Genomic DNA, 25493 nt, shown 5'->3' with positions numbered 1-25493 from the left:
CCTTTTTAGGGGCGCGGGGAACGGCGCAATCTTTTGCCTTTAAGGGGCGCGGGGAACGGCGCAGTCTTTTAGGGGCGCGGGGAACTGCGCGACCAGCCCCGACGGACCCGCACGTCACCACCCCCGGCCCCCCCCCCCCCCCCTCCTGGCAAACTGGTGCACGTGAGCAGCGACGGAACACAGGACAGCCCCTTCCAGCACGAACGCACCCCCCGCGACGACGCACCGCAGTTCGTACTGCCCCTGGTCGCCCGCATCGAACGCAACGAACCCCCCGCCCGCACGGACGCCCTGGAGACCGCCGCCCGCGCCGTCCTGGTCCTCCTCAGCGACGAGCGCTCGCTCGGTGAGGGCGAGTGGGCGCAGGCCGTCCACGACTGGCAGGACGCCCGCATCCGCAAGGTCGTGCGCCGGGCCCGCGGCGCGGAGTGGCGCCGCGCGGAGGCCCTGCCCGGCATCACCGTCACGGGCAAGTCCGCCGAGGTCCGCGTCTTCCCGCCGGTCCCGCTCGACGGCTGGCCCAAGGACCTGGCCCGCCTCCAGGTCTCCGGCACGGACCTCGACGACCCGGAGGCGCCCGCGGACACCGACGCGGCCACGCCCGTGCTGTGGCTGAGCCCGGACCTGGAGATGTCGGCGGGCAAGGCGATGGCCCAGGCGGGCCACGGCGCCCAGCTGGCCTGGTGGGAGCTGTCCGGCGAGGACCGCACGGCCTGGCGCGAAGCCGGCTTCCCCCTCGCCGTCCGCACGGCGGAGCCCGGCCACTGGGAGCAACTGGTCACGAGCGGCCTGCCGTTGGTCCGCGACGCCGGCTTCACGGAGATCGCCCCGGGCTCCTGCACGGTGGTCGCCGACCACCCGGCACTGCGCCTTGACCGGCGGTAGGCGACTGCCGGGGCGGGGGCGCGGCGCAGGCGCGGCGCAGGCGCGGCGCGGGACTGTGGCTCAGCCGTGTGAGGTCTGTGACACAGCAGACACGAACCATTGAACATGCCCGCCGTCCCGTCCGTATCTTCTGGCGCTGGCCAAGTACAGATTCCCAACGACCAGTTGGTAAAAATCCGGAGGCACCTGTGCGGCGTATCAACGGTACGGCCCTCGTCATCGTGGCACTCGTCGGAACGCTCGGCGCGCTCGCGTTCCCCGTGTGGTCGTACGCCGACCGCGCCGGGACGGGACCGGCGAACCTCGCCGCCGGGACCGTACAGACGAAGTGGGGGCCGCTGACCGCCACCGACCGTGACCTGATCGTCCGGGTGCGGCTGGCGGGCCTGTGGGAGCTGCCCGCCGGGCAGCAGGCCCTCGAACGCAGTCCCAGTCCGGCGATGAAGGAGGCCGCCGACCACCTGATCGTCGGTCACACCGACCTCGACAAGCGGGTGCGGGGGGTCGCGCGGGATCTCGGCGTCGAGCTGCCGAACCAGCCGAACGAGCAGCAGCAGGGCTGGCTGCAGCAGATGACCAACGCGAGCGACGCTGACTACCCCAAGGTGTGGGCGAACCTGCTGCGCTCCGCGCACGGCAAGATCTTCCCGGCGATCGGCGCGGTACGGAACCAGACGCGCAACACGCTGGTGCGGCAGCTCGCCTCGGACGCCAACCAGACCGTGCTCGACCACATCACGATTCTGGAGAAGACCGGCAACGTCGACTTCGAGGCGATCGCCAACGACTCGGTGGTCGGAGCAACGGCCAGCCCGACCGGCCCGGCGGCGCCGGTTCCCGGAGTGGTGCCCAGTTCGGCGCCGCCCGCCGAGGCGACCGGTGACATCAACACCACGTCACGGCCCTCCCCCGGGGCCCCGGGCACGGTCAACACCAACCGCCCCGACCCCGAGGACCCGGACGCCACCCCCTCGTCGTAGTGACGTCGTAGTGACGGCCGGAACCTCAAATGTTGCTCTGAACGTCCCCGCCGATGGGTTCGGCCCCGCCTGACGGGGCCATCACCCCGTCACGCCGGAACACAGGTCCGTCGAAGGAGACGCGCAAGGTCCTGGTGAAGTCGTGGTGGAGGAGCGGAGGGGACGATGAAGAACCTGGGTACGGGAATCGGGTGGCGGCCGGAGATCGCCGAGGCCGTGGAGCGCATGCCCGGCATCGACTGGGTCGAGGCCGTCGCCGAGAACATCTGCCCCGGGCACCTCCCCGAATCGCTGGTGCGGCTGCGGGAGCGCGGGGTGACCGTGGTCCCGCACGGGGTGTCGCTCGGGCTCGGCGGCGCCGACCGCCCCGCCGAAGAGAAACTCGCCGATCTGGCGGCCCGCGCCGAGGCGCTCGGCTCCCCGCTGGTCACCGAGCACATCGCGTTCGTCCGGGCGGGCGGGCCGCTGACCGCCTCGCCGCTCCTGGAGGCCGGACACCTGCTGCCCGTCCCCCGCACCCGCGACGCCCTCGACGTCCTGTGCGAGAACGTCCGGATCGCCCAGGACGCGCTGCCCGTGCCGCTCGCGGTGGAGAACATCGCGGCGCTGATCTGCTGGCCGGGCGAGGAGATGACCGAGGGCCAGTTCCTGTACGACCTGGTCGACCGTACCGGCGTACGCCTGCTCATCGACGTGGCCAACCTCCACACCAACCACGTCAACCGGGGCGAGGACCCGGCCAAGGCGCTCGACGAACTGCCCGTCGAGGCCATCGCGTACGTCCATGTCGCCGGCGGTTTCGAACGGGACGGCGTCTGGCACGACAGCCACGCGCACGCCGTGCCCCCGGCGGTCCTCGACGTGCTCGCCGAGCTGGCCTCCCGCGTCCGCCCGCCGGGTGTGCTCCTGGAGCGCGACGAGAACTTCCCCGAACCGGCCGAGCTGGAACGCGAACTGCTCACGATCCGCGAGACGGTCGAGAAGGCCGCAGCGCCCTCGAAGGAGGCCGGCGACGGCCCGGCTGCCGTCGTGGCGCACGAGGCCCACGAGCCCGGGGCACAGGCGCCCACCGGCCCCGCCCGGCAGCGGCTCGCCCTCGCGCAGGCCGCCCTGCTGTCCGCGCTCGTCGCGGGGACGCCCGTGCCCGAGGGGTTCGACCGGACCCGGCTGGCCGTGCAGGCCCGGGCGCTGGCCGGGAAGCGGGCCGATGTCGTGGCCAAGGTCGCCCCCGAGTTGCCGGAGATCCTGGCCGAGGCGTACCGCAAGGCGTTCCTGGCGTACGCGCACGGCCACCCGATGACCGACGGCTACCGCCGGGACGCGCTGGACTTCGCCGAGCACCTGCTGTTCGAGGGGCGTCTGCGGGACCCGGCCGTGCGGCGCGCGCTGAGCGACTGGTGGCTGGAGCGTTCGGGCCCGGAGCCGCTGTCGCAGCGCCCGGCGGCCCGGCTGGCACGCGCCACGCGCCGGGTGCTGCTGAGGCGTTGAGAACCGGTCGGCGGGCGGCGTAGAAGGCCCTCGCCGCCCGTGACGTCGCTCACCCGGGCGACAGCCGTACCCGGTGTGTCCAAGAACGCGGGCCCCGTGCCTGCTCAGCGCCGCCGCGCGGCGACCGGTCCGCGCGGGCCCGCACCCAGCCGGCACACAGCGCATCCCGTACGGGCCTGACGCGGGCCGGGCCCGGACGACCGCCCGGCGCGGCCCACCGCACCGCCCCCGCCTGCGGAGACACCGATCCCGCCGGTCCAGGTAGGCCCGTTCGGCCCGCCTACTGCATTCGTCCAAACCCGTACCACAGTTGGCGTACGCGACGAAGTAATATGCCAACCTCCATCAGAAGCGCACTAACGTGCGGTGCCGCAACAGGAGGCACCATGCGATCCATCGACGGCCGCGGACTGTTCACCGGCACCGGGCTCATCATCGCGGGACTGACGACGACCCTCGTGGCGCTCGTCTTCCCGATCTGGTCGTACGCGGACCGGTCGGGCACGGGCGTGGACACCCTGAACGCCGAGAGCGTGTCGACGAGCTTCGGACCGCTGTCCGCGCAGGACCGGGAGTTCGTCACGAAGGTCCGGCTCGCGGGCCTGTGGGAGCTGCCCGCCGGACAGCAGGCCGAGGAACGCGGCACCACCAAGGCCGTACGGACGGCGGGCGAGCACCTCGTCGAGGGCCATACGTTCCTGGACGCGCGCGTACGCGCCGTGGCCGCCCGGCTCGGCCTCGAACTGCCCAACCAGCCCAGCGAACAGCAGCGCGGCTGGCTCGCCACGCTGAGCGCGGCACGGGGCAGGGAGTACGACCGGCAGTTCGCGAACATCCTCCGCGCCGCGCACGGCAAGGTGTTCGGCCTGGTCGCGCAGATCCGCGCGAACACCCGCAACTCACTCGTCCGCGATCTCGCCGACGACGCGAACACGACGGTGCTGGACCACATCACGGTCCTGGAGGCGACCGGTCTGGTCGACTTCGACGCCCTGGCCCGCGACGCGGCCTCCGCGAGCGCGCCCCCGCTCACCTACTCCCCCGCACCTCCCGGCCCGAAGGCCTCACCCAGTCCCCCCGTGCCCGCCACCCCCACCCCGACCTACTCCCTGCCCCCGGCCGCGACCGCCCCGCCACCCGAGGACCCGGCGGACGGCAGCGACAACAAGTCCCAGTAACCGAAGTACCGTTGACACGAAACGTCACACCATGGCGACGCTTCGTCCACATTGTGAACAAGCCGTGGCGCGGCCGGTCCCGCGTCGCATAGAAATCCGGCATGTTCTGGGTCCTCCTCCTTCTCCTCGCCTGGGCCGTGGCGGGCACGGCCTGTACGCGCCTGTGCCTGGCCTCGGTCCGCGCCGCCGCCGCGGACGACACGCACACGCTCGACGGACGCGGCCTGACGCTCTACGAGGCCGCGTTCCTGTCGGGCGGCCCCGCCCGGGTCGCCGATCTGACGCTCGTGTCGATGGCCCGCCAGCGCCGGCTGCTGCTCGCCCACACCGGCTGGGCGACCGTCGTGGACCCGCGCGGCCGGGACGAGATGGAGCGGTCCGTCCTGGGCGCGATAGGCCCCGACGGACAGTCCCGGATCGCACCGGTCCGTACGACCGCCGCCGCCGCGGAGTCCGTACGCGTGCTCGCCGACCGGCTGGTCGCGGCGGGCCTCGCCGTCCCTGACGGGGCGCGCACCACCGTCGCGGGCGCCGTGCAGCAGGTGCGGTCGGCCGCGGCGGCCGTGCTGGTGCTGGCCGCCGTCGCGCTGCTGATGCCCGCTCAGGCACAGCACGAGCGGGCGCTGGTGGCCGTGTGGTTCACGCTGCCCCTCATCCTCACCATGAGCTGTCTGGCCATCGCGCGGATCGAGGTGCACCCCTACACCCGCTGGGCGTCCCCGGCCGGCCAGCACCTGCTCAGTTCCCTGACCCACCGGGCGGCCCCCGACAGCGACGACCGTACGTACCTCACCACCGTGGCCGTGCGCGGCATCCGCGCGGTCGGCGAACCGAACCTGCGGGCGGCCTTCGGACACCGCGAGCCGCACGCCTGAGCGCTCGGCGGAGGCAGCGTCGTACCTCCGCGGGCAGGTGGGGGCCGGTCGCGCGGTTCCCCGCGCCCTTGCGGGGCGCACGCCGGGTGCGCATCGGAGTCATTGGGCCGACATCCGCGGGCCGGTTCTTTACTTCACCGGACCCCGGACCAAATATCCCTTTTATTACTGTCGTGCGGTGAAGGGAACCCGATGCGAGCTGCCGTCCTCCGCGGAACGGCCGGATCCCTGATCCTGACCGCCGTCGTCGCCGTAGCCGTCGCACCCGCGGAAAGCGCCCGGGCCTCGTCCGGCTGGACCTCGTCCGGCCGGGCCGAGCGGCACGGCACGGCGGTCGCCGCCGAACGGGCCGCCGCCGACGGCATCCGCTTCGGGACGTGTACCGAGGACGAGGACGGCCCGGCCACCCTGCGGTGCGGCACGGTCACGGTCCCGCTCGACTACGCGCACCCCGACGGCGAGCAGATCGAACTGACGGTCAGCCGGGTGCGGGCGACCGGCAAGGACCCCAGGGACCGCAAGCGGTCCGTGCCGCGGCAGGGCGCGCTCGTCTACAACCCCGGCGGTCCCGGCGCGTCCGGCATGTACTTCCCGCTGATCGGCATGATCCCGGAGTGGAAACGCATCGCGTCGGCGTACGACCTCGTCGGGTACGCCCCGCGCGGGGTGGCCCGCTCGGCCCCGCTCTCCTGCCAGGACCCGAAACAGCTCCTGAAGGGGCCCACGCAGTCACCGGCGAACCCCTCGGAGCCGTACAAGGAGGAGCGCGTCGCGCGGGCGAAGGCGTACGCGCGAGGCTGTGTCGAACGGTCGGGCCGCGCGATCAGGCACTACACCTCCCTCAACAACGCCCGCGACCTGGACGTCCTGCGCGCCGCCCTGGGCGAGCGGAAGCTGACCTTCATGGGGGCCTCCTACGGCACGTACTTCGGGGCCCTGTACGCGGAGCTGTTCCCCTCGCACGTACGCCGGATGGTCCTCGACTCGGCCGTGAACCCGGACCCGGCGAAGGTCTGGTACCGCAACAACCTCGACCAGTCGGCCGCCTTCGAGCGCCGCTGGGCCGACTTCCGTACGTGGACGGCCCAGCACGACAAGGTGTATGGGCTGGGCCGCACGGCGGAGGAGGTGCGGCGCAGCTACGAGCGGGTACGGGCGCGGCTCGCGGCGGAGCCCGCGGGCGGCGAGGTCGGACCGGGACAGCTGCACGGCGCGTTCCTGCAGGCCGGGTACTACGACGACTACTGGCCGCAGCGCGCGCAGGCGCTCTCCGCGTATCTGAAGGGCGACCCGAAGCCGCTGATCCGGCAGGCGGCGCCGCACCGGGACGCGGTGGAGGAGCAGGAGAACAGCAAGGCCGTCTACACGGCGATCGAGTGCAACGACGCGCCCTGGCCGCGGTCCTTCCACACCTGGGACCGCGACAACACGCGTCTCGCGCGCGTGGCGCCCTTCGAGACCTGGTCCAACGCGTGGATGAACCTGCCGTGCGCCTACTGGCCGCTGCCGCGGCAACGGCCGCTCGACGTCCGCACGTTCCCCGGTGAGCTGGCGCCCACGCTCGTCCTCGCGGCGGAACGGGACGCGGCGACGCCGTACGCCGGGGCGGTGGAGATGCACCGGCGGCTGGCGGGATCCTCCCTGGTCACGGAGCTGGGGGCCGGGTCGCACGGGATCGCCGGCGGGTCCAACACGTGCGTGAACGCCCACGTGGACGCGTACCTCCTGGAGGGCCGGGTGCCGGCCGCCCGGACGACCTGCGCCCCCCACGAGCCCCCGAAGCCCCGCCAGGGGCTTTAGGGGGCGCGGGGAACTGCGCGGCCCGCCCCCACCGGGGCCGCAGCCGACGCACCACCCCCTGCGGGGGTCCGCCCCGAAGGGGGCGTCGGGCGTATCCCCGCGTCTGCGGACCGGCCGTGGCTGGTCGCGCAGTTCCCCGCGCCCCTTATGGGGCTCAGGCGAGGGACGCGATCAGGTCCGGCAAGGACTTGCGGCGGCCCGTGTAGAACGGGACCTCTTCGCGCACGTGCATGCGCGCCTCCGACGCACGCAGGTGCCGCATGAGGTCCACGATGCGATACAGCTCGTCCGCCTCGAACGCGAGGATCCACTCGTAGTCGCCCAGCGAGAACGAGGCGACCGTGTTGGCCCGCACGTCGGGGTAGCCGCGCGCCATCTTGCCGTGGTCGGCGAGCATCCGCCGCCGGTCCTCGTCCGGCAGCAGGTACCAGTCGTAGGAGCGCACGAACGGATACACGCTGATGTAGTCGCGCGGCGTCTCGTCGGCGAGGAACGCGGGCACGTGCGAGCGGTTGAACTCCGCCGGCCGGTGCAGCGCCATGTTCGACCAGACCGGCTCCAGCGCGCGCCCCAGCTTCGTACGGCGGAAGAGGTTGTACGCCTCCTGCAGCTGGTCGGCGGTCTCGGCGTGCCACCAGACCATGAGGTCGGCGTCGGCGCGCAGCCCCGACACGTCGTACGTGCCGCGGACCGTGACGTCCTTGGCGGCGAGCTGGTCGAACAGTTCCTGGACCTCGTCCGCGTAGCCGGTGCGGTCCTCGGGGAGCACGTCGCGCAGTTTGAACACGGACCAGAGGGTGTAGCGGATGACCTCGTTGAGGTCCTTGGCCTTCTTGCCGGCGTTCGGGGTCCTGGCCGGGCCGGTGATGGGGGCGTCGTCACTCATGGGGCTATTCTCCCGCTCCGCCGTGCAGGCTCTGCACCGGGTGGGCGGTCAGCGCGTCCGTCAGCCGGTCGTCGCCCCGCAGCCGGTCCACGGCGGCGTTCGCGCTCGCGATACAGGCCGGGATGCCCACGCCGTCGTACGCCGCTCCGCACACCGCGAGGCCCGGCACCTTCGCGATGTGTTCGCGGATGCGGGCCACGCGCGCGTGGTGCCCGACCGGGTACTGGGGCAGTCCGTCGTCCCAGCGGGTCACCCGGGTCTCCAGGGGCTCCGCGGTGAGGCCGGTGGCCTCGCGCAGGTCGTGCCGGGACACGTCGACGAGGTCGGCGTCCTCGCGGCCGAGGATCTCCGTCTCCCCGTACCGGCCGACGGAGGTGCGCAGGACGACCGTGTCCGGGTTCTCCTCGGCGATCCAGCCCCATTTCTGGGACGCGAACGTCGACGCCTTGATGGTCCGCCCGTCGACGGGCGGGACCAGGAATCCGCTGCCTTCGGGGAGGGCGGTCCCCTCGCGGCGGTAGGCGAGGGTGATCAGCGCCATGGAGGCGTACTCGACGGTCGCCAGCTCGGCCGCGGCGGCGGGCGCCTCGGCGCCGAGCAGCGCGGCGGCGGCGCCCGCGGGGACCGCCACGACGACGGCGTCGGCCACCAGCGTCCGGTCGCCCGTGACGACCCGCCAGCCCTCCCGCCGTTCGGCGCCGGCCGCGTCGCCGGTGACCCGGCGCAGTTCCGTGACCGGTGCGCCCGTGACGATCTCGCCGCCCCGGGCCCGTACCGACTCGGCGACGGCGCGCGGCAGTTGGCCGATGCCGCCCTCGATGCCCATGAAGACCGGCCCGGCCGGCTGATCCGGCTGCTGACCGCGTGCGGCCTTCGCCTGGATCTCGCGGACCGCCTCCGTGAGCGAGGCGTGCGTACGGGCGGCCTCGAAGAGCTGCGGGACGGCCGAGCGCATCGAGATGCGGTACGCGTCGCCCGCGTAAACCCCGCCGAGCAGGGGTTCGACGAGCCGGTCGACGACCTCGCGGCCGAGGCGCTCGGCGACGAAGGCGCCCACCGCCACGTCGTCGCCGACCTCGGTGCGCGGCAGCTCGCGGTCGCGCTCGATGCGGCGCAGGCCTTCTTCGGAGAGCACCCCGGACAGGGCCGCCGCGTCCGCGGGGACACCCATGACATGTCCCTTGGGCATGGGCTTCAGCGCCCCGCGCGTCCAGATCGAGGCACCCACCGTGTTCGGCGGGCGGAGCCGGTCGGCGAGGCCGACCTCGTGGGCCAGCGCGACCGCCTCGGGCCGCCGCGCGAGCATCGACTCGGCGCCGAGGTCGACCCGGGCGCCCGCGACCGAGCCCGGCAGCAGCTTGCCGCCGAGCCGGTCGGAGGCCTCCAGGACGGTCACGCGCGCGCCGGCGTTCAGCAGCCGGTGCGCGGCGGCCAGACCGGCGATACCGCCCCCGATGACGACGACGTGACCCGGCCCCGTACGTGTGTCTGCGTGCATGGGTCCACTGTCCCAGACCCGGTACGCCGTCACCGGGGCCCCCGCCGCCCCGGCGCGTGACCGGGGTGTCCGTGCCGAGGCCGGACCGTGACCTCTTCGGGACCGGATCCGGCCAACGTCCCGCGGGGCCCGCGCGTCGAAGGAACGTCGGACATCACGACGCTCATCACGACACCTCGGGGGTACACGACATGCGCACACACGGCAGTGGCAGGAGCGGCGGCAAGGGCAGCGGCACGACTTGGTACCGCACCGCACGCCCCATCCAGCTCCTCTCGGCGCTGTTGCTCTCCGGCGCCCTCGCCCTCACGGGGTGCACGGCCTCGGACGACGGCGGGTCCGACAGCTCGGCCGGGGACAAGGCCGCCGACTCGGACGCCCGCGACGCGGGAGCGGGCGCGGCGGCCGAGGGCAGCGCGGCCGACAGCGGCGCGGACGGATCCAAGGGCAGGAAGGCCGCCCCGGTGCCGGGGCCGGCCGTCCACATCATCCACACCGCCTCGCTGACCGTGCAGGTCAAGGACGTACCGAAGTCGCTCGCCGAGGCCCGCACGGTGGTCGAGAACGCGGGCGGCCTGGTCGGCGACGAGACCACGGACCGCGACTCCGAGGGCCGCGAGCGGTCCCGGGTCGTCCTGCGGGTCCCGGCGGAGAAGTACGAGGAGGTCCGCACCGAACTGGAGGGCTCGGGCAAGCTCCTCGACCTCAAGGCGAAGGCGGAGGACGTCACCGAGCAGGTCGTCGACGTGGACAGCCGCGTCAAGACGCAGCGGGCCAGCGTGGCACGGATCCGCGAGCTGATGGACCGGGCCTCCAAGCTGAGCGATGTGGTCACCCTGGAGGGCGAGTTGAGCTCGCGCCAGGCCGACCTGGAGTCGCTGCTCGCCCAGCAGGCCTCGCTGAAGGACCGTACGAGCCTGGCCACGATCACGCTGTCGCTGTCCGAGACACCGGTGAAGAAGGCGGCCGAGGACGACGATCCCACCTTCGCCGACGCGCTCGGGGGCGGCTGGGACGCGTTCGTGAGCATGTTCCGCTGGATCGCGCTGGCGCTGGGCGCGGTCCTTCCGTTCCTGGTGGGCGCGGCGCTGCTGCTGTTCCTGTGGGTACGTTTCCTGCGCGGCCGGACACCGCGCGGCGCGGCGGCGACCGCGACGACCGCGACGGCGAACGGCGAGCCTGAGCGGGACTGAAATGCCGGACCGCCGTAGCGTGTTCGCATGACTATGAGTCGCGAGAACCGTACGAAAGAGCGTCTGGTGGTCGTCGGAGGGGACGCGGCGGGCATGTCCGCCGCGTCCCAGGCACGCAGGCTGAAGGGCCCCGACGCATTGGAGATCATCGCTTTCGAGCGGGGCCACTTCAGCTCCTACTCCGCGTGCGGCATCCCGTACTGGGTGGGCGGCGAGGTCGACGAGCGGGACAAGCTGATCGCCCGCTCGCCCGAGGAGCACCGGGAACGCGGCATCGACCTGCGGATGCGTACGGAGGTCACGGAACTCGACGTGGACGGCGGCCGGGTGCGCTCCCGCGACCTGGACTCCGGGACCGAGACCTGGACGTCGTACGACAAGCTCGTGATCGCGACGGGCGCCCGCCCGGTGCGGCCGTCGCTGCCCGGCATCGACGCCCCCGGGGTGCACGGGGTGCAGACCCTCGACGACGGACAGGCGCTCATCGACACGCTGAGCCGCACGGAGGGCCGCCGCGCGGTCGTGATCGGCGCGGGCTACATCGGCGTGGAGATGGCCGAGGCGCTGATCAACCGCGGGTACGAGGTGACGGTCGTCAACCGCGGCAAGGAGCCGATGGCCACGCTCGACCCCGACATGGGCCGCCTGGTGCACGAGGCCATGGAGGGCATGAACATCACCATGGTGAACGACGCCGAGGTCACCAAGATCCTCACCGGTGACGACGGCCGGGTGCGCGCGGTCGCCACGGAGGACGCCGAGTACGCGGCGGACGTGGTGGTCCTCGGCATCGGCGTCCGGCCGGAGACGACACTCGCCGAGGCGGCGGGGCTGCCGCTCGGCGACCACAAGGGACTGCTGACGGATCTGGCCATGCGGGTGCGCGGCCACGAGAACATCTGGGCGGGCGGCGACTGCGTCGAGGTCCTCGACCTGGTCTCCGGCAGCGAACGCCACATCGCGCTGGGCACCCACGCGAACAAGCACGGCCAGGTGATCGGCTCGAACGTCGGCGGCGGCTACGCCACGTTCCCCGGTGTCGTCGGCACGGCCGTCAGCAAGGTCTGCGACCTGGAGATCGCCCGTACGGGCCTGCGTGAGAAGGACGCGCACCGGGCGGGGCTGCGCTTCGAAGCGGTGACGATCGAGTCGACGAACAGCGCGGGCTACTACCCGAAGGCCGACCTCATGACGGTCAAGATGCTCGCCGAAATGCGCACCGGCCGCCTCCTGGGCGTCCAGATCGTCGGCCGCGAGGGCGCCGCCAAGCGCGTGGACATCGCCGCGGTCGCCCTCACGGCAGGCATGACGGTCGAACAGATGACAGCCCTGGACCTGGGCTACGCCCCACCGTTCTCCCCGGTCTGGGACCCCATCCTGGTAGCGGCCCGCAAGGCGGTGACAGCGGTACGCAAAACAACCCAGTAGGGCCGAAGGCCCAAGAGGGCGCACCCTAAAGGGGCGCGAGGAACGGCGCGACAAGCCCCCACCGGCGGCCGGCAGACACACGCCCGCAGCCCCACCCCCCTCAGGGGCGCGGGGAACTGCGCGACAAGCCCCCACCGGCGCCCAGCCGACACACGACCGCAGCCCCCACCCCCAGGGGCGCGGGGAACTGCGCGACCGGCCCCCACCGCGGCCAGCGGAACGGTGTCCTCAGGCCCCCTGGGCATTCCCATTGATCTTCTCTATGGCCTGCCGAGCCTGCTCCCCCGGCGTCCGCGACAACGACGACACGGCGGACACCTGAGGCCCGCCCACAGCGGCGGGCGCAGCCGCCGGCATGGCGGACGCGGCCGCGGCCGCAGGCCGCGCATGCGACCCCGCCTGCCGCCCCCGCAGCCGATGACTCGCCGCCTCGTCCAGCGTCACGGGCCGCTGCATGCTCGCGGCCAGCCGCCCCGCCTCCTGGCCGAGCGCGGCCACGTCCTCCCAGGACAGCCTGAGTACGACGGCGAGTTCCGCCTCGCCGTCCGGCGTGGCGATCAACGGCTGAGCGGCTCGGTCGTTCATGACCTGTTCCTCACGTATTGCGGGATCACGGGCGGTTGCCGAAACATACGCACGCGACGCCACCCCCGTTCAGACTGCCCGAACCGGGGCAGGATTCCTCCGTGGTCATACCCGTCCATGACGTGAACCCGGCCCGCCGCACGCCCTATGTGACGTACGCGCTGATCGCCGCCAACTTCGTGGTCTTCCTGGCCACTCCGGGCGTGGCGAGTTCTCTCACCGGCGACGGCGGCCCCTCCCACCTGTCCCAGCTGTGCCAGCTGCACGCGTTCCTGGAGCAGTGGGCGGCGATCCCGAGGGAGCTGATCCACGGACAGCTCCCGGCGACGGTCCCCACCGGTGACGTGGGGACGGGCGCCTTGGGCCGCGGCTGTGCCGTAGGCCCGCCCGGCTACGACAAGTCACCCCCGCTGTCGGTCCTCACGGCGATGTTCCTGCACGGCGGCTGGGTGCACCTGCTCGGCAACATGCTCTTCCTGCTGATCTTCGGCAACAACATCGAGGACCGTCTCGGCCACATCCGCTACGCGCTCTTCTACGTGGCCTGCGGCTACGCGGCGGCCTACGGCTTCGCGCTGGTCAACGCCGACTCGACCGACCCGCTGATCGGTGCGTCGGGCGCTATCGCGGGGGTGCTGGGCGCGTATCTGGTCCTGTACCCACGGGCCAGGGTCTGGGTCCTGGTCCCGTTCCTGATCTTCCTGCCGCTGCGGCTGCCCGCCTGGATCGTGCTGGGCTTCTGGTTCGGCCTGCAGGCGGTGTACTCGTCCGGCAAGGGCGTCTCCGAGGCCGGCACCGTCGCGTACGTGGCCCACGTGGTCGGCTTCCTGACAGGCATGCTCCTGGCCTGGCCCCTGCGCCGGGGCACCCCGCCCCCACCGCAACCACGCGGCCTCCTGTGGGGCAGAAGAGCCCACCACCGCTGGTGAGCGCCGCCCCCAGGGCCCCGCTAGGGGCGCGGGGAACGGCGCGACAAGCCCCCACCGGCCCGCAGGTGAAGACGAACCCGGTCGAACCTCAGCGCTGCGAGCTCCGCTGCACGTACTCCACGAGCCGCGTCAACGCATCCGGATCCATCGACGGCAGCACCCCGTGCCCGAGGTTGAACACATGCCCCTCAAGCCCCGCGGCGGCGTCGAGCACCTCCTGGGCCTTGTGCTCCACGACCGGGGTCGGAGCGAAGAGCACAGCGGGGTCGAGGTTCCCCTGAAGCGCCCGCCCGGGCCCGACCCGCCGCGCCGCCTCGTCCAGCGGCACCCGCCAGTCGACGCCGACGACATCCGCCCCGGCCTCCCCCATGAGCCCCAGCAGCTCCCCCGTACCCACACCGAAGTGGATGCGCGGAACGCCGTACGACTCGACGGCCCGGAAGACCTTCGCGGAGGCGGGCAGCACCGAGCGCCGGTAGTCGGCGGGGGCGAGGGCGCCGACCCAGGAGTCGAAGAGCTGGACGGCGGAGGCGCCCGCCTCGATCTGCACCTGAAGGAACGCGGCGGTGATGTCGGCGAGCCGGTCGAGCAGGTCGGCCCACAGCTGCGGATCGCCGTACATGAGCGACTTGGTGTGCTCGTGGTTGCGGGACGGACCGCCCTCCACGAGGTAGCTCGCGAGGGTGAACGGCGCGCCCGCGAAACCGATGAGCGGGGTCGGACCCAGCTCACGCGTGAGCAGGCCCATCGCCTCGGTGACGTACCAGACGTCGTCCGGTGTCAGATCGCGCAGCTGGTCGAGGTCGGCGCGGGTGCGGATCGGCTTCGCGACGACCGGGCCCACGCCGGGCTTGATGTCCAGGTCGACACCGATGGCCTTCAGCGGTACGACGATGTCGCTGAAGTAGATCGCCGCGTCCACCTTGTGCCGGCGGACCGGCTGGAGGGTGATCTCGGCGACCAGTTCGGGCCGCATGCAGGACTCCAGCATGGGGATGCCCTCGCGCACCTTCAGGTACTCGGGCAGTGAGCGTCCGGCCTGCCGCATGAACCACACGGGCGTGTGCGGCACGGGTTCACGCCTGCACGCCTTGAGGAAGGCGGAGTCGTAGGTCGCGGTCGGCTGCTGGCCCTTGGGGCGGTCAATGACGCTCACGACGAAAAGTCTCGCACGGCCGCGGGGCACCGGAAGCCGGGGTCCGACGCGGGGTCCGCCGCTCGGCCCGCCGCGGGGACACCCGACCCGCACTCCGTTACGTACCGTCGCGAAACGGCGCGTTCGGGGGCGCTTTTCGGAAACGCGATCCGGACAGTGGTCCGGCGCACGGGTGTCTCTCCCTGCGCAAAGGCTCTGTTCCCCTTAATCTTCCCCGCATGGCTGCGGCTCAGGGACGACTGTCGGACGGCGCTGGAATGGACGACCCGAAGGAGGGGGAGCGGGATGCGATGGAGGCGGCTCCGCTGCCTTTTCGAGCCGCCGTCGATGCGCTCAGGGCCGCGCGGTTGCGGCCGCAGATCGAGATCGATCCGACGAAGGCACCGCGACGGCTCGCGCCGTTCGCGTACGCGCTGGAGGCCGCCGTCGTCGACGGTGACGAGGACCTGGCGGACGGCCGGCTGATCCTGCTGCACGACCCGGCCGGGCACGACGCCTGGCAGGGCTCGTTCCGCATGGTGACGCTGGTCCGTGCGGAGCTGGAGCCGGAGATGGCCTCCGATCCGCTGCTGCCCGATGTCTGCTGGTCGTGGCTGACGGGTGCGCTCAAGGCCCGCGGGCTGTCGTACGGCGAGCCCAGCGGGACGGTCACGCGGGCCAGCTCGCACTACTTCGGCGGTCTGTCGGAGCGGCCCGCGGCCTCCCAGATCGAGATCCGGGCGTCCTGGACTCCGCGTGAGGGGCTGGGCGGGGTGCCCGACACCGAGTCGCATCTGGCTTCCTGGTGCGACCTGCTCGCGCAGATCGCCGGGCTGCCGCCGGCCGCGCCGGGCGATGCCTCCGTGGTGACGCTGCCGCAGCGGCGGGGGCCGCAGAGTCGCTAGGCGCTTTGCCTTAGCCCCCCGTTTGTCCCAGCCCCCGCCGGACGGCCCGGACGTCGTCCGCGGTGCGTCGTGGCTGGTCGCGCAGTTCCCCGCGCCCCTTACGGGGCGCCCCTTCTGAAGCCGTGCCTCTTGCGAGGTGCGGCTTCAGTCGTGTTCCGAGGCCCACCGTCAACCCTCCGTCCGACCTCCCCCTTCCGGGGCACCTCTGAAGGGTGGCCTGCCGCGCCCGCGCCCCGATCGCGCCCCCCGCGACCCCCTCACGCACCCCCGGACCACCCCCGGCCTGCACGAAAACACGTTTGCCCTTTTATCGATACGACCACTTTCGGCCTCGTATCGAAGCGGAGCGGACTCGTTTCGATCTTCGGATGATCGATCGTGCGTCCGAATTGCACGCATTATTACTCACCAAATCGTGATCATTCTCTAAAGGCGGACGGGTTTGATGCCGAAGACCTCTGTGACCTTGAAAGCACGGTTCGTCCCGGCTTCATCCCCACAGCCGGTCCCCCGTCCCGCACCCCAGGAGGCCTGGTGTCCGTTCTCCTTGAGCAGCCCGCAAGCCTGGTCGCCTACCGCCCGAACAAGCCGACCGCGATGGTGGTCGTGGCCGACCCCCGCGTGCGGTCCACCGTCACCCGCCATCTGTGGGCGCTCGGTGTTCGCGACGTGATCGAGGCTTCGTCCGTCGCGGAGGCTCGTCCCCGCATCGGCAACCCCCGCGACATCTGTGTCGCAGACGTCCATCTCCCCGACGGCTCCGGCCTCACCCTCCTGTCCGAAACCCGTGCCGCGGGCTGGCCGAACGGCCTGGCCCTGTCCGCCGCCGACGACATCGGCGCCGTACGCAACGCCCTCGCGGGCGGCGTCAAGGGCTATGTCGTCACCGGTACCCGTACGAACGTCGGGCTTCCCACCCGGCCGGGCGTCGCCCCCATCGGCTCGGCCGCCGCCCGTATGCACCGCCGCCCCCCGGGTTCCCCGAGCCACCCGGGCGGCTACCGCGAGCTGTCCGGCCGTGAGGTCGAGGTGCTCCGGCTGGTGGCGGAGGGCCAGTCGAACAAGGCCATCGGCGTCTCGATGGGCCTGTCCGCGCTGACCGTCAAGAGCCACCTCGCCCGCATCGCCCGCAAGCTCGGCACGGGTGACCGCGCCGGCATGGTGGCGGTGGCCCTGCGCACGGGAATCATCCACTGACCCCCACCGAAACCATCACCTTCGCCCGGCCCGGATCATCCCCTTCGTCCGATCCGGCTCGTCTCCTCCGCACGAACCAGGACGTTCGACCGATGCAGGATTCACCGACCTGACTGGTTTACGACCCTCCGACGCCCGTCGACGGAACGTTCCGTCGACGGGCGTCTGTCATACACAGATACCCTTGACAGGTGACCGACGCCCAAGAGACCGCAGCAGACAGTTCACTGCGAACCACCGGAGGCGCTCCTCCGGACGACGTCGAACCGGCGCCGATCCCCTTGCTGGAGCCCCGCGACGGAATTCCGCCGGTGATCACCGACGAGGACGCCCTCGCCGAGATGATCGCCGCGTTCGCCGCCGGCACCGGCCCCGTCGCCGTCGACGCCGAGCGCGCGTCCGGATACCGCTACGGCCAGCGCGCGTATCTGGTGCAGCTGCGCCGCGAGGGCGCGGGCACCGCGCTCATCGACCCCGTCGCCTGTCCCGACCTGTCGGGCCTGGGCGAGGCGCTCTCCGGAGTCGAGTGGGTGCTGCACGCGGCCACCCAGGATCTGCCGTGTCTGCGGGAGATAGGTATGGTCCCCAGCCGCCTCTTCGACACCGAGCTGGCGGGCCGGCTCGCCGGGTTCCCGCGGGTCGGGCTCGGCGCGATGGTCGAGGGCGTCCTGGGCTTCGTACTGGAGAAGGGGCACTCGGCCGTCGACTGGTCGACCCGCCCGCTGCCCGAGCCGTGGCTGCGCTACGCAGCGCTCGACGTGGAGCTGCTCGTCGATCTGCGGGACGCGCTGGAGAAGGAGCTGGACCGGCAGGGCAAGCTGGAGTGGGCCCGCGAGGAGTTCGACGCGATCGCCTCGGCGCCGCCGCCGGAGCCCCGCAAGGACCCGTGGCGCCGCACCTCGGGCATGCACAAGGTGCGCCGCCGCCGGCAGATGGCCGTCGTACGGGAGCTGTGGGAGACCCGGGACCGGGCCGCGCGCCGCCGGGACATCTCACCGGGCAAGATCCTCGGTGACGGGGCGATCGTCGAGGCCGCGCTGGCCGTACCGGCCAATGTGCACGCGCTCGCCGCGCTGAACGGCTTCGGGCACCGGATGGGCCGGCGCCAGCTGGATCAGTGGCAGGCGGCCGTGGACCGGGCGAAGGAGCTTCCCGACGCCGAGCTGCCGCAGCCGGGGCAGCCGCTGGCCGGGCCGCCTCCGCCGCGCGCCTGGGCCGACAAGGATCCGGCCGCCGCGGCGCGGTTGTCGGCGGCACGGGCCGCGGTGTCCGCACTGGCCGAGTCCCTCAACATGCCTCAGGAGAACCTGATCACTCCGGACACGGTTCGGCGGGTCTGCTGGGAACCGCCGGCCGCTCCGGACGCGGCGTCCGTCGCGGCTGCGCTTGCGGGGTACGGGGCTCGCGCTTGGCAGGTTGCGCAGGTGACGCCTGTGCTTGTTGCTGCGCTGGCGGTGAAGGCCAAGACCAAGGAGTAGGTCCGGCCTCCCCCTGGAGCGCCTCTCGCCGTGGGTGGTGCGGAGGATTCGCGACTGACCGTCCGTTGTGGCTGGTCGCGCAGTTCCCCGCGCCCCTTACAGGGCTTACTTCGTCGCGCCCCTGGTGAAGCCGTTGTAGATGTAGCGCTGGAGGAACAGGAAGACCAGCAGCGTGGGGAGGATGACCAGGACCGCTCCTGCCGAGATGTTCTCCCAATGTGCTCCGAACGGGCCCTTGAAGCGGAACAGGGACGTTGAGATCACGCCAAGATCCTCGGACGGCATGTACAGGAACGGGATGTAGAAGTCGTTGTAGACGGTGATCCCCTTCACGATGACCACCGTCGCGATCGCGGGCTTCAGCAGCGGCAGGATGATCTTCCGGTAGATCGTGAAGGCGTTCGCGCCGTCGAGCCGGGCGGACTCGTCGAGCGAGACGGGGATCGACCGGACGAACTGCAGGAAGATGTAGATCGAGACGATGTCCGTGCCCATGTAGAGCGCGATCGGCGCCCAGCGGGTGTCGAACATGCCGAAGCTGTCGACGATCTGGAAGGTCGCCACCTGGGTGGTCACGCCGGGTACGAGCGTGGCGACCAGGAAGAGCGCGACGATCAGCTTCCTGAAGCGGAAGGTGTAGCGGTCGATCGCGTACGCCGCCATCGATCCGATGATCACCGTGCCGGTGACGGAGAAGAGCAGGATGAACGCGGTGTTCCCGAACGCCGAGAGCATCCGGCCGTCCTGAAACGCCGTCACGTAGTTGTCGAAGTTCAGCGGGTCGTCCGGGAGCTGCAGCGCCCCGCTGTCGTCCGCCATCTCCTGCTCCGACTTGAGGGAGGTCAGCAGGACGACGAGGAGCGGCAGCAGGACCACCACGCTCGCGGCGATCAGTGACAGGTAGGTGAGGGTCCGGGCAACCCCACCGCGCGCGACGCGGGGTATACGGCTCATACGAGATCCACCTTGTCGTCCGGGACGAGGCGTCGCTGCACCCAGGTCACCGCCAGGATGATCAGGAGCAGGACGACCGCGGCCGCCGAGGCCAGCCCCGTCTTGTTGAACTGGAAGGCCAGCTTCACCGTCTGGATCACGAAGGTCTCGGTGCCGGTCGCGCCGCCCGTCATGATGAACGGCACCTCGAAGGCGGACAGCGAGCCGGAGACGGAGAGGATGACGGTCAGGCTGAGTACGGGCCTGATGCCGGGCGCGATGATGTACCGGAACTGGTGCCGGCGGTTCGCTCCGTCCAACTGCGCCGCCTCGTACAGCTCGCCCGGGATGGACTGGATCGCGCCGAGGAACAGGACGAAGTTCAGGCCCAGGTAGCGCCAGACGGAGACCCCGGCCAGGGAGACGTTCGCGGAGACCGGGGTGCCCAGCCAGGCGCGGTCGGAGTGGACACCGAGCAGGCTCAGGACCGAGTCGAGGGTGCCGCCGTCCTGGAAGAAGTAGAGGAAGACGAAACCGATCGCCACCCCGTTGATCAGGTACGGGAAGAAGAGCACGCCCTTGAAGAAGTTCCGGAAGCGCACGTTGAAGCTCAGGACCGTCGCGAAGTAGAGCGCGACGACGATCTGCACGGCGGACGCGGCCAGGTAGTAGCCGCTGACGAAGAAGACCTCGAACAGCTCGGGGCGGGTGAGGAGTTCGACGTAGTTCTCGGTGCCCGTGTAGCTCAGCTCGGGACTGACGCCGTCCCAGTCGGTGAAGCTGTACGCGACCATGTTGGCGACCGGCGCGTACGTGAACGTGATCAGCAGGACCAGCGGGGCGGCGAGGAACAGCCACGGGGTGAGCCCCCGCCGCAGGCGCAGCCGGCGCGGGGCGCGGGGGCGCGCCGGGCGGGCGGCGGTCGCGGCCTCCTTCAGCCGCGCCGCCTTCTCGGTCGTGTCCGTCATCAGGACCCCGTGGACTTCCGCGCCTCTTCCCACCGCTTGCCGAGGTCGCCGAGGAAGTCGTCGAGGCTGCCCTTCCTGGCCCCGCGGGCGAGGTCGACGAGGTCCTGGCGGTAGTCCGGCTTGTAGAGGCCGACCTCCGACTCGTTGTCGATCTCCTTGACCTCCGCGCCCTTCGCGTCGTCGAGTTCGATGAGCCGCACGCCCGCGTCCTCGTACGGCTGCAGCACCTCGGGCAGCGGGGCGCCCTTGACCGGGGAGAGGGTCAGGTTGTCGGCCGCGTAACCGGACGTGTCGGTGAACCAGTCGACCCAGGCGCGGGCCGCCGCCTTGTGGTCGGAGTTGATGTTGACGGCCTGGTTGTAGTCGGGCGACATGGTCGCGCAGAACTTTCCGTCCCGCTGCGCGGGGAAGGGCATGAAGCCGATGTCGTCCGGGTTCGCGCCGGCCTGCCGCGCCGCCGCCCGGAACTGGGTGATCGCCCAGGAGCCGAGCCACATCGTGGCGATGTCACCCTTGGCCAACTTGGGCTTGGAGGCTTCCCAGTTGGTGGTCGTCGGGTCCTTCTCGATGAGGCCGCCGCGCACGATGTCGTACAGCAGGGTGTCGGCGACGCGCAGGTCCTCGCCCTTCGCCCACGGGTCGCCCTCGGCGAGGCGGGAGGTGGCCTCGGGATCGCAGCTGACCGCGCCGTCCATGTACGTCCACTGCGTGAGCGGCCACATGTCCTTGAAGTTCGTGTAGTACGGGATCGCGTCGGTCTTCGCTTTGACGGCCTTGAGCCCGGCGACGAACTCGGCCGGTGTGGTGGGCCAGCCGGTGATCCCGGCGTCCTTCCAGACCCGCTTGTTGTAGAGGAAGCCGGGGAGGGCTCCCATCGGGCTCTGCCCGTAGACCTTGCCGTCGACCGTGGTGAAGTCGGTGAACAGGTACTTCTTCGCGCGGTCGGTCTCGGCACCGAGGGACGCGAAGAACTTGGGGTAGTCGTTCTTCTTGATCACGGCGGGGATCATCAGCACATCGCCGTAGTTCTCGGTGTTCATCCGGATCTTGACCTCGCCCTCGTAGTCCGTGAGGGCGTCGAACTCGACCTTGACCTTCGGATAGGTCTTGTTGAATTCGGCCGCGTATTTCTTCATCGTGCCGTCCTGCACGAGGTCGGTCCGGTGGGTGAGGACGGTGATCGTGCCGGACACCTTGGCCGGGTCGTCGGGGGCCTCGGCGTCCGCGCCCTTCGACGCGCCTCCGCTTCCGGTACAGCCCGCGGCCAGCAGTGCGGCGGCGAGGAGACTTCCGGCGATCTTCGTGCGGTGGTTCATCTTCACCAGCTCCGTTCAGGGACGGATGAGCACGAGTGGGATGGCTGGTTCCGCACTCTGACAGCCGGTACTAAACCGGTAAAGTCCTTATTTCGCCAAGGATCGACAGGCATTACCACCCCCATTACTGCCGTCCGGCCAGCGTTGGCCTATACCGGTTTAGGAGTGCGCATGCTGGATGTCACGCCGATCCACGAGGGATGGGTCCTGCGGCACGACGGGGCCGAACTGCCGGCCACGGTGCCGGGCTGCGTGCATACGGATCTGCTGGCGGCGGGCGTCGTCCCGGACCCGTTCCTCGGACGCGGCGAGACCGAGGTGGCGTGGGTGGGGCGGCGCGACTGGCGGTACGAGACGACGCTCGCGCCGGCGCCGGGCGGGCACGAGCAGACCGACCTCGTCTTCGACGGCCTGGACACGGTCGCCGAGATCCGGCTGGACGGCCAACTCCTCGGCACGGTACGGAACATGCACCGCTCCTACCGCTTCGATGTCACGGGACCCGGCGGGCGCCTCTCGGTCCACTTCCGGTCCGCCTACGACGAGGCGGAGTCGGTACGCGCACGGCTCGGCGAGCGGCCGAACGTCTACCCCGAGCCCTTCCAGTACGTCCGCAAGATGGCCTGCTCCTTCGGCTGGGACTGGGGCCCGACCCTGGTGACGGCCGGCATCTGGAAACCGGTCCGCCTCGAACAATGGACGACGGCCCGAATAGCGCGGGTACGTCCCCTGGTGACGGTCGAACAGGGCCTGGGGCGCGTCGAGTTGCACGTGGAGGTCGAGCGGTCGCGGGTGGAGGCCGGACTGACGCTGAACGCCCGGGTGGGCGGGGCCGAGGCGGCGGTGGAGGTCGTCGGCACGCGTGCGGTCGTACGCGTCGAAGTGCCGGACGCCGACCTGTGGTGGCCACGCGGCCATGGCGAACAGCCGCTGTACGCAGTCGAGTTGATCCTCTCCGACGCGGGCGGGCCGCTGGACTCCTGGCGGCGGCGCGTCGGCTTCAGGACCGTCGAACTGGACCGGCGGGACGACGAGCACGGCTCCGGCTTCACCTTCGTCGTCAACGGCGAGCGGCTCTTCGCCCGTGGTGTCAACTGGATCCCGGACGACGCCCTGCCCTCCCGGATCACCCCCGAGCGCTACCGCACCCGGCTGACCCAGGCGGCCGACGCCGGCGTGGACCTCGTACGCGTGTGGGGCGGCGGACTCTACGAGAGCGAGGACTTCTACGACGCCTGCGACGAACTGGGCCTGCTGGTCTGGCAGGACTTCCCCTTCTCCTGCGCCGCCTACCCGGAGGAGCAGCCGTTGCGGGGCGAGGTGGAGGCCGAGGCACGCGAGAACGTCGTACGGCTGATGCCGCATCCCTCGCTCGTGCTGTGGAACGGCAACAACGAGAACCTGTGGGGTTTCCGGGACTGGGACTGGGAGCGGCGGCTGGCCGGGGAGACGTGGGGCGAGGGGTACTACCTCGGTCTGCTGCCGCGTGTGGTCGCCGAGTTGGATCCGACGCGGCCGTACACGGCGGGCAGCCCCTGGTCGGGATCCTGGGACCACCACCCCAACGACCCCGCCCACGGCACCCATCACTCGTGGGAGGTGTGGAACCGGCGGGACCACGCGGACTACCGGCTCGACGTCCCGCGGTTCGTGGCCGAGTTCGGCTGGCAGGCACCGCCCGCGTACGCCACGCTGCGGCGCGCCCTGCCCGGAGAAGTCCTGGCCCCCGACTCCCCCGGCATGCTGCACCACCAGAAGGCCGACGACGGCAACGGCAAGCTGGCGCGCGGGCTCGCCCGGCACTTCGCCGTACCCGAAGGGGGCTTCGGCGAGGCCGACTTCGACCGGTGGCACCACCTCACGCAGGTGAACCAGGCACGGGCCGTCGCCGCCGGCATCGAGCACTGGCGCTCACACTGGCCGGTGTGCGCGGGCACCATCCTCTGGCAGCTCAACGACTGCTGGCCGGTGACCAGTTGGGCCGCGATCGACGGGGACGGCCGTGAGAAGCCGCTCTACCACGAGCTGAAACGGCTTTACGCGGACCGGCTGTTGACGCTCCAGCCACGGCCCGGCGGGCTCGTACTGGCGGCCGTCAACCAGTCGGCCGGGCCGTGGGCCTGCCGGGTGGTGCTGCGGCGGATGTCGGTGGAGGGCGGGGTGGTGGCGGAGGCGGAGGTGGAGGTGCCGACGGGGGCACGGGCGGTCGGCGACCTGCGGGTACCGGAGGATCTTGTGCCGGTGGGGCCCAAGGAGTTCCTGGTGGCGGACGGGGGCGAGGCCGACGGGGACGGGGATGTCGGCGGGGGCCCGGGGGGAAGCCCGGGTGGGCTGCGGGCGCTGTACTTTCCTGCCGCCGACCGCGAGATCCCGTACCCCAGGCCGCGGTTCGACGTCTCGGTCTCCGCTCCGGGGGAGATCACGGTCACCGCCCACACACTCGTACGGGATCTGCTGCTGCAGGCCGACCGGCTGGCGCCCGGCGCCTCCGCCGACCGGGGGCTCGTCACGCTGCTCCCCGGGGAACAGGTGACCATCGGGGTGCGGGGCTGGGACACTCTGGGGGATCCGGACGCGGAGACCGTACGCTCCGCCCTGTACTACGTGGAGCCCGCACGATGACCACACCGTCCCGTGTCACGATCAAGGATGTCGCGGCCCGCGCCGGAGTGTCCAAAGGGGCCGTGTCGCTCGCCTTCAACCACAAACCCGGGCTGTCCGAGGCGACCCGGGACCGCATCTTCGAAGCGGCCCGGCAACTGGGCTGGGCGCCGAACCTCGCCGCGCGGTCGCTGGCCGGGCGACGGGTGGACGTGGTGGGGCTCGCGATCTGCCGGCCGGCGAGGCTGCTCGGGCTCGAACCGTTCTACATGGAGTTCATCTCGGGCGTGGAGAGCGTCCTGACCGAGCACTCCTGCTCGCTGCTGCTGCGGCTCCTGCGGACCGTGGAGGAGGAGGTCGGGCTCCAGGACTCCTGGTGGCGGGGCAAGCACGTCAGCGGGTCGATCCTGGTCGACTTCCGGGCCGACGATCCGCGGGTGGCCGCCGTCGAACGGCTCGGGATGCCCGTCGTGGCCGTCGGACACCCCTCGCTGACCGGCGGGCTCACGTCCGTGTGGACCGACGACGCGAGTGCCGTCACGGAAGCCGTGCGGTATCTCGCGGCGCTCGGGCACCGGAGGATCGCGCGGGTGGGCGGGGCGGCGGCGCTCGGGCACACGGCGATCCGTACGGCCGCGTTCGACGCGGCGGCGCGGGCGCTGGAACTGAGCGGGGCGTGGCAGGTGGCGACCGACTTCTCCGGGGAGGCGGGGGCGCGGGCCACACGGTCGCTGCTTTCCGCGTCCGCTGCGGACCGGCCGACGGCGATCGTGTACGACAACGACATCATGGCGGTGGCGGGGCTGTCCGTGGCGTCCGAGATGGGGCTGTCCGTGCCGGGGGACGTGTCGCTGCTGGCGTGGGACGACTCGCAGCTGTGCCGGTTGACGCATCCGACGTTGTCGGCGATGAGTCATGACGTGCACGGGTTCGGGGCGGAGGTTGCTCGAACGTTGTTCGGCGTCATCACGGGTGGGGAGGCCGGGGGTTCGCACCCGGTCCCCACACCGGTACTGACCCCTCGGGGCTCCACGGCCCCACCGGGGTGACACCCCGTCCGACGCCGGGTGCGCACCGGCGGGGGCTGATCGCGCAGTTCCCCGCGCCCCTGGGGGGTGGGGGTGACCGTCCCGCGTCACATGCGGGTCCGCGGTGGCTGGGCGCGCAGTTCCCCGCGCCCCTGACGGGGCGCCGTCGTGGCTCGTCGCACGGATACCCCGCGCCGGAGAAAAGCC

21 protein-coding genes are annotated in these 25493 nt (G+C 71.6%); 14 read left to right on the top strand and 7 right to left on the bottom strand.

The genetic code is table 11. The features are described from left to right. Positions 1-156 precede the first annotated feature (156 nt). The 6 genes from ACFWGJ_RS21260 to ACFWGJ_RS21235 all read left to right on the top strand — a co-directional run bounded on the left by ACFWGJ_RS21260 (position 157) and on the right by ACFWGJ_RS21235 (position 7206). The gene (locus ACFWGJ_RS21260; protein WP_387326761.1) at positions 157-885 is read left to right on the top strand and encodes a peptidyl-tRNA hydrolase; all 729 of its coding nucleotides are present in this window, start codon (positions 157-159) and stop codon (positions 883-885) included. A gap of 188 nt (positions 886-1073) precedes the next feature. Further along, positions 1074-1865 (top strand): DUF4142 domain-containing protein, encoded by a 792-nt coding sequence (locus ACFWGJ_RS21255; protein WP_387326758.1) that lies wholly within the window; start codon positions 1074-1076, stop codon positions 1863-1865. 165 nt (positions 1866-2030) lie between these two features. Next, entirely contained in the window at positions 2031-3353 is a 1323-nt protein-coding gene (locus tag ACFWGJ_RS21250) for a DUF692 domain-containing protein (protein WP_387326755.1), read from the top strand. 386 nt (positions 3354-3739) lie between these two features. Beyond that, positions 3740-4531 (top strand): DUF4142 domain-containing protein, encoded by a 792-nt coding sequence (locus ACFWGJ_RS21245; protein ID WP_387326752.1) that lies wholly within the window; start codon positions 3740-3742, stop codon positions 4529-4531. Positions 4532-4632: 101 nt separating this feature from the next. Beyond that, the gene (locus ACFWGJ_RS21240) at positions 4633-5406 is read left to right on the top strand and encodes a TIGR04222 domain-containing membrane protein (protein WP_387326750.1); all 774 of its coding nucleotides are present in this window, start codon (positions 4633-4635) and stop codon (positions 5404-5406) included. Positions 5407-5598: 192 nt separating this feature from the next. Continuing rightward, complete coding sequence (locus ACFWGJ_RS21235; protein WP_387326748.1) at positions 5599-7206, top strand: alpha/beta hydrolase; 1608 nt, start codon at positions 5599-5601, stop codon at positions 7204-7206. Positions 7207-7360: 154 nt separating this feature from the next. Here ACFWGJ_RS21235 and hemQ read toward each other — a convergent pair whose 3' ends face one another. Both hemQ and hemG read right to left on the bottom strand, forming a co-directional pair. Then, on the bottom strand, positions 7361-8092 hold the full coding sequence (gene hemQ, locus ACFWGJ_RS21230) for a hydrogen peroxide-dependent heme synthase (protein ID WP_387326745.1): 732 nt from the start codon (positions 8090-8092) through the stop codon (positions 7361-7363). Between the two features lie 4 nt (positions 8093-8096). Continuing rightward, positions 8097-9590, bottom strand: coding sequence for a protoporphyrinogen oxidase (gene hemG, locus ACFWGJ_RS21225; protein WP_387326742.1), 1494 nt, complete (start codon positions 9588-9590; stop codon positions 8097-8099). A 191-nt stretch (positions 9591-9781) separates the two neighbouring features. Here hemG and ACFWGJ_RS21220 point away from each other — a divergent pair, with 191 nt between their 5' ends. Together ACFWGJ_RS21220 and ACFWGJ_RS21215 are read left to right on the top strand one after the other, a co-directional pair. Next, on the top strand, positions 9782-10783 hold the full coding sequence (locus tag ACFWGJ_RS21220; RefSeq protein WP_387326739.1) for a DUF4349 domain-containing protein: 1002 nt from the start codon (positions 9782-9784) through the stop codon (positions 10781-10783). A gap of 27 nt (positions 10784-10810) precedes the next feature. After that, positions 10811-12211, top strand: a complete 1401-nt coding sequence (locus tag ACFWGJ_RS21215) for an FAD-dependent oxidoreductase (protein ID WP_387326736.1) — start codon at positions 10811-10813, stop codon at positions 12209-12211. A 228-nt stretch (positions 12212-12439) separates the two neighbouring features. Here ACFWGJ_RS21215 and ACFWGJ_RS21210 read toward each other — a convergent pair whose 3' ends face one another. Then, the gene (locus ACFWGJ_RS21210) at positions 12440-12796 is read right to left on the bottom strand and encodes a hypothetical protein (RefSeq protein WP_387326734.1); all 357 of its coding nucleotides are present in this window, start codon (positions 12794-12796) and stop codon (positions 12440-12442) included. Positions 12797-12897: 101 nt separating this feature from the next. On the opposite strand from ACFWGJ_RS21210, the gene ACFWGJ_RS21205 reads away from it, so the two are divergent. Next, positions 12898-13725 (top strand): rhomboid family intramembrane serine protease, encoded by an 828-nt coding sequence (locus ACFWGJ_RS21205; protein ID WP_387326731.1) that lies wholly within the window; start codon positions 12898-12900, stop codon positions 13723-13725. A gap of 88 nt (positions 13726-13813) precedes the next feature. Here the strand turns inward: ACFWGJ_RS21205 and hemE are convergent, their stop codons facing one another. Then, the gene (hemE, locus tag ACFWGJ_RS21200; RefSeq protein WP_387326727.1) at positions 13814-14881 is read right to left on the bottom strand and encodes a uroporphyrinogen decarboxylase; all 1068 of its coding nucleotides are present in this window, start codon (positions 14879-14881) and stop codon (positions 13814-13816) included. Between the two features lie 257 nt (positions 14882-15138). On the opposite strand from hemE, the gene ACFWGJ_RS21195 reads away from it, so the two are divergent. The 3 genes from ACFWGJ_RS21195 (at position 15139) to ACFWGJ_RS21185 (ending at position 18440) form a co-directional block, all read left to right on the top strand. Next, positions 15139-15765, top strand: coding sequence for a DUF3000 domain-containing protein (locus tag ACFWGJ_RS21195; protein WP_387326763.1), 627 nt, complete (start codon positions 15139-15141; stop codon positions 15763-15765). A 534-nt stretch (positions 15766-16299) separates the two neighbouring features. Next, positions 16300-16962: a response regulator transcription factor gene (locus ACFWGJ_RS21190; RefSeq protein WP_055514175.1), complete on the top strand. Its 663-nt coding sequence runs from the start codon at positions 16300-16302 to the stop codon at positions 16960-16962. Between the two features lie 191 nt (positions 16963-17153). Further along, the gene (locus ACFWGJ_RS21185; RefSeq protein WP_387326723.1) at positions 17154-18440 is read left to right on the top strand and encodes an HRDC domain-containing protein; all 1287 of its coding nucleotides are present in this window, start codon (positions 17154-17156) and stop codon (positions 18438-18440) included. A 105-nt stretch (positions 18441-18545) separates the two neighbouring features. Here ACFWGJ_RS21185 and ACFWGJ_RS21180 read toward each other — a convergent pair whose 3' ends face one another. From ACFWGJ_RS21180 to ACFWGJ_RS21170, 3 genes are read right to left on the bottom strand one after another with little or no spacing between them, the layout of a single operon-like run. Then, on the bottom strand, positions 18546-19394 hold the full coding sequence (locus tag ACFWGJ_RS21180; RefSeq protein WP_387326720.1) for a carbohydrate ABC transporter permease: 849 nt from the start codon (positions 19392-19394) through the stop codon (positions 18546-18548). Beyond that, on the bottom strand, positions 19391-20341 hold the full coding sequence (locus tag ACFWGJ_RS21175) for a carbohydrate ABC transporter permease (protein ID WP_387326717.1): 951 nt from the start codon (positions 20339-20341) through the stop codon (positions 19391-19393). The genes ACFWGJ_RS21180 and ACFWGJ_RS21175 overlap by 4 nt, the downstream gene beginning before the upstream one ends. Beyond that, positions 20341-21657, bottom strand: a complete 1317-nt coding sequence (locus ACFWGJ_RS21170; protein WP_387326714.1) for an extracellular solute-binding protein — start codon at positions 21655-21657, stop codon at positions 20341-20343. The genes ACFWGJ_RS21175 and ACFWGJ_RS21170 overlap by 1 nt, the downstream gene beginning before the upstream one ends. 171 nt (positions 21658-21828) lie before the next feature. On the opposite strand from ACFWGJ_RS21170, the gene ACFWGJ_RS21165 reads away from it, so the two are divergent. Both ACFWGJ_RS21165 and ACFWGJ_RS21160 read left to right on the top strand, forming a co-directional pair. Next, the gene (locus tag ACFWGJ_RS21165) at positions 21829-24279 is read left to right on the top strand and encodes a glycoside hydrolase family 2 protein (protein ID WP_387326711.1); all 2451 of its coding nucleotides are present in this window, start codon (positions 21829-21831) and stop codon (positions 24277-24279) included. Continuing rightward, positions 24276-25307 (top strand): LacI family DNA-binding transcriptional regulator, encoded by a 1032-nt coding sequence (locus ACFWGJ_RS21160; RefSeq protein ID WP_387326708.1) that lies wholly within the window; start codon positions 24276-24278, stop codon positions 25305-25307. Before ACFWGJ_RS21165 ends, ACFWGJ_RS21160 begins: the two co-directional genes overlap by 4 nt. Positions 25308-25493 lie beyond the last annotated feature (186 nt).

It is taken from the genome of Streptomyces sp. NPDC060205, assembly GCF_042728395.1.
Taxonomy (GTDB): Bacteria; Actinomycetota; Actinomycetes; order Streptomycetales; family Streptomycetaceae; genus Streptomyces.
The sequence above is the reverse complement of the archived record's forward strand: the minus strand, read 5'-3'. Positions and strand labels throughout refer to the sequence as shown.

Coding starts and splice junctions, on each gene's coding strand:
- ACFWGJ_RS21250 (WP_387326755.1), top strand. CDS start 2,031: ATGAAGAACCTGGGTACGGGAATCGGGTGGCGGCCGGAGATCGCCGAG.
- ACFWGJ_RS21245 (WP_387326752.1), top strand. CDS start 3,740: ATGCGATCCATCGACGGCCGCGGACTGTTCACCGGCACCGGGCTCATC.
- ACFWGJ_RS21240 (WP_387326750.1), top strand. CDS start 4,633: ATGTTCTGGGTCCTCCTCCTTCTCCTCGCCTGGGCCGTGGCGGGCACG.
- ACFWGJ_RS21235 (WP_387326748.1), top strand. CDS start 5,599: ATGCGAGCTGCCGTCCTCCGCGGAACGGCCGGATCCCTGATCCTGACC.
- hemQ (WP_387326745.1), bottom strand. CDS start 8,092: ATGAGTGACGACGCCCCCATCACCGGCCCGGCCAGGACCCCGAACGCC.
- hemG (WP_387326742.1), bottom strand. CDS start 9,590: ATGCACGCAGACACACGTACGGGGCCGGGTCACGTCGTCGTCATCGGG.
- ACFWGJ_RS21220 (WP_387326739.1), top strand. CDS start 9,782: ATGCGCACACACGGCAGTGGCAGGAGCGGCGGCAAGGGCAGCGGCACG.
- ACFWGJ_RS21215 (WP_387326736.1), top strand. CDS start 10,811: ATGACTATGAGTCGCGAGAACCGTACGAAAGAGCGTCTGGTGGTCGTC.
- ACFWGJ_RS21210 (WP_387326734.1), bottom strand. CDS start 12,796: ATGAACGACCGAGCCGCTCAGCCGTTGATCGCCACGCCGGACGGCGAG.
- ACFWGJ_RS21195 (WP_387326763.1), top strand. CDS start 15,139: ATGGACGACCCGAAGGAGGGGGAGCGGGATGCGATGGAGGCGGCTCCG.
- ACFWGJ_RS21180 (WP_387326720.1), bottom strand. CDS start 19,394: ATGAGCCGTATACCCCGCGTCGCGCGCGGTGGGGTTGCCCGGACCCTC.
- ACFWGJ_RS21175 (WP_387326717.1), bottom strand. CDS start 20,341: ATGACGGACACGACCGAGAAGGCGGCGCGGCTGAAGGAGGCCGCGACC.
- ACFWGJ_RS21170 (WP_387326714.1), bottom strand. CDS start 21,657: ATGAACCACCGCACGAAGATCGCCGGAAGTCTCCTCGCCGCCGCACTG.
- ACFWGJ_RS21165 (WP_387326711.1), top strand. CDS start 21,829: ATGCTGGATGTCACGCCGATCCACGAGGGATGGGTCCTGCGGCACGAC.
- ACFWGJ_RS21160 (WP_387326708.1), top strand. CDS start 24,276: ATGACCACACCGTCCCGTGTCACGATCAAGGATGTCGCGGCCCGCGCC.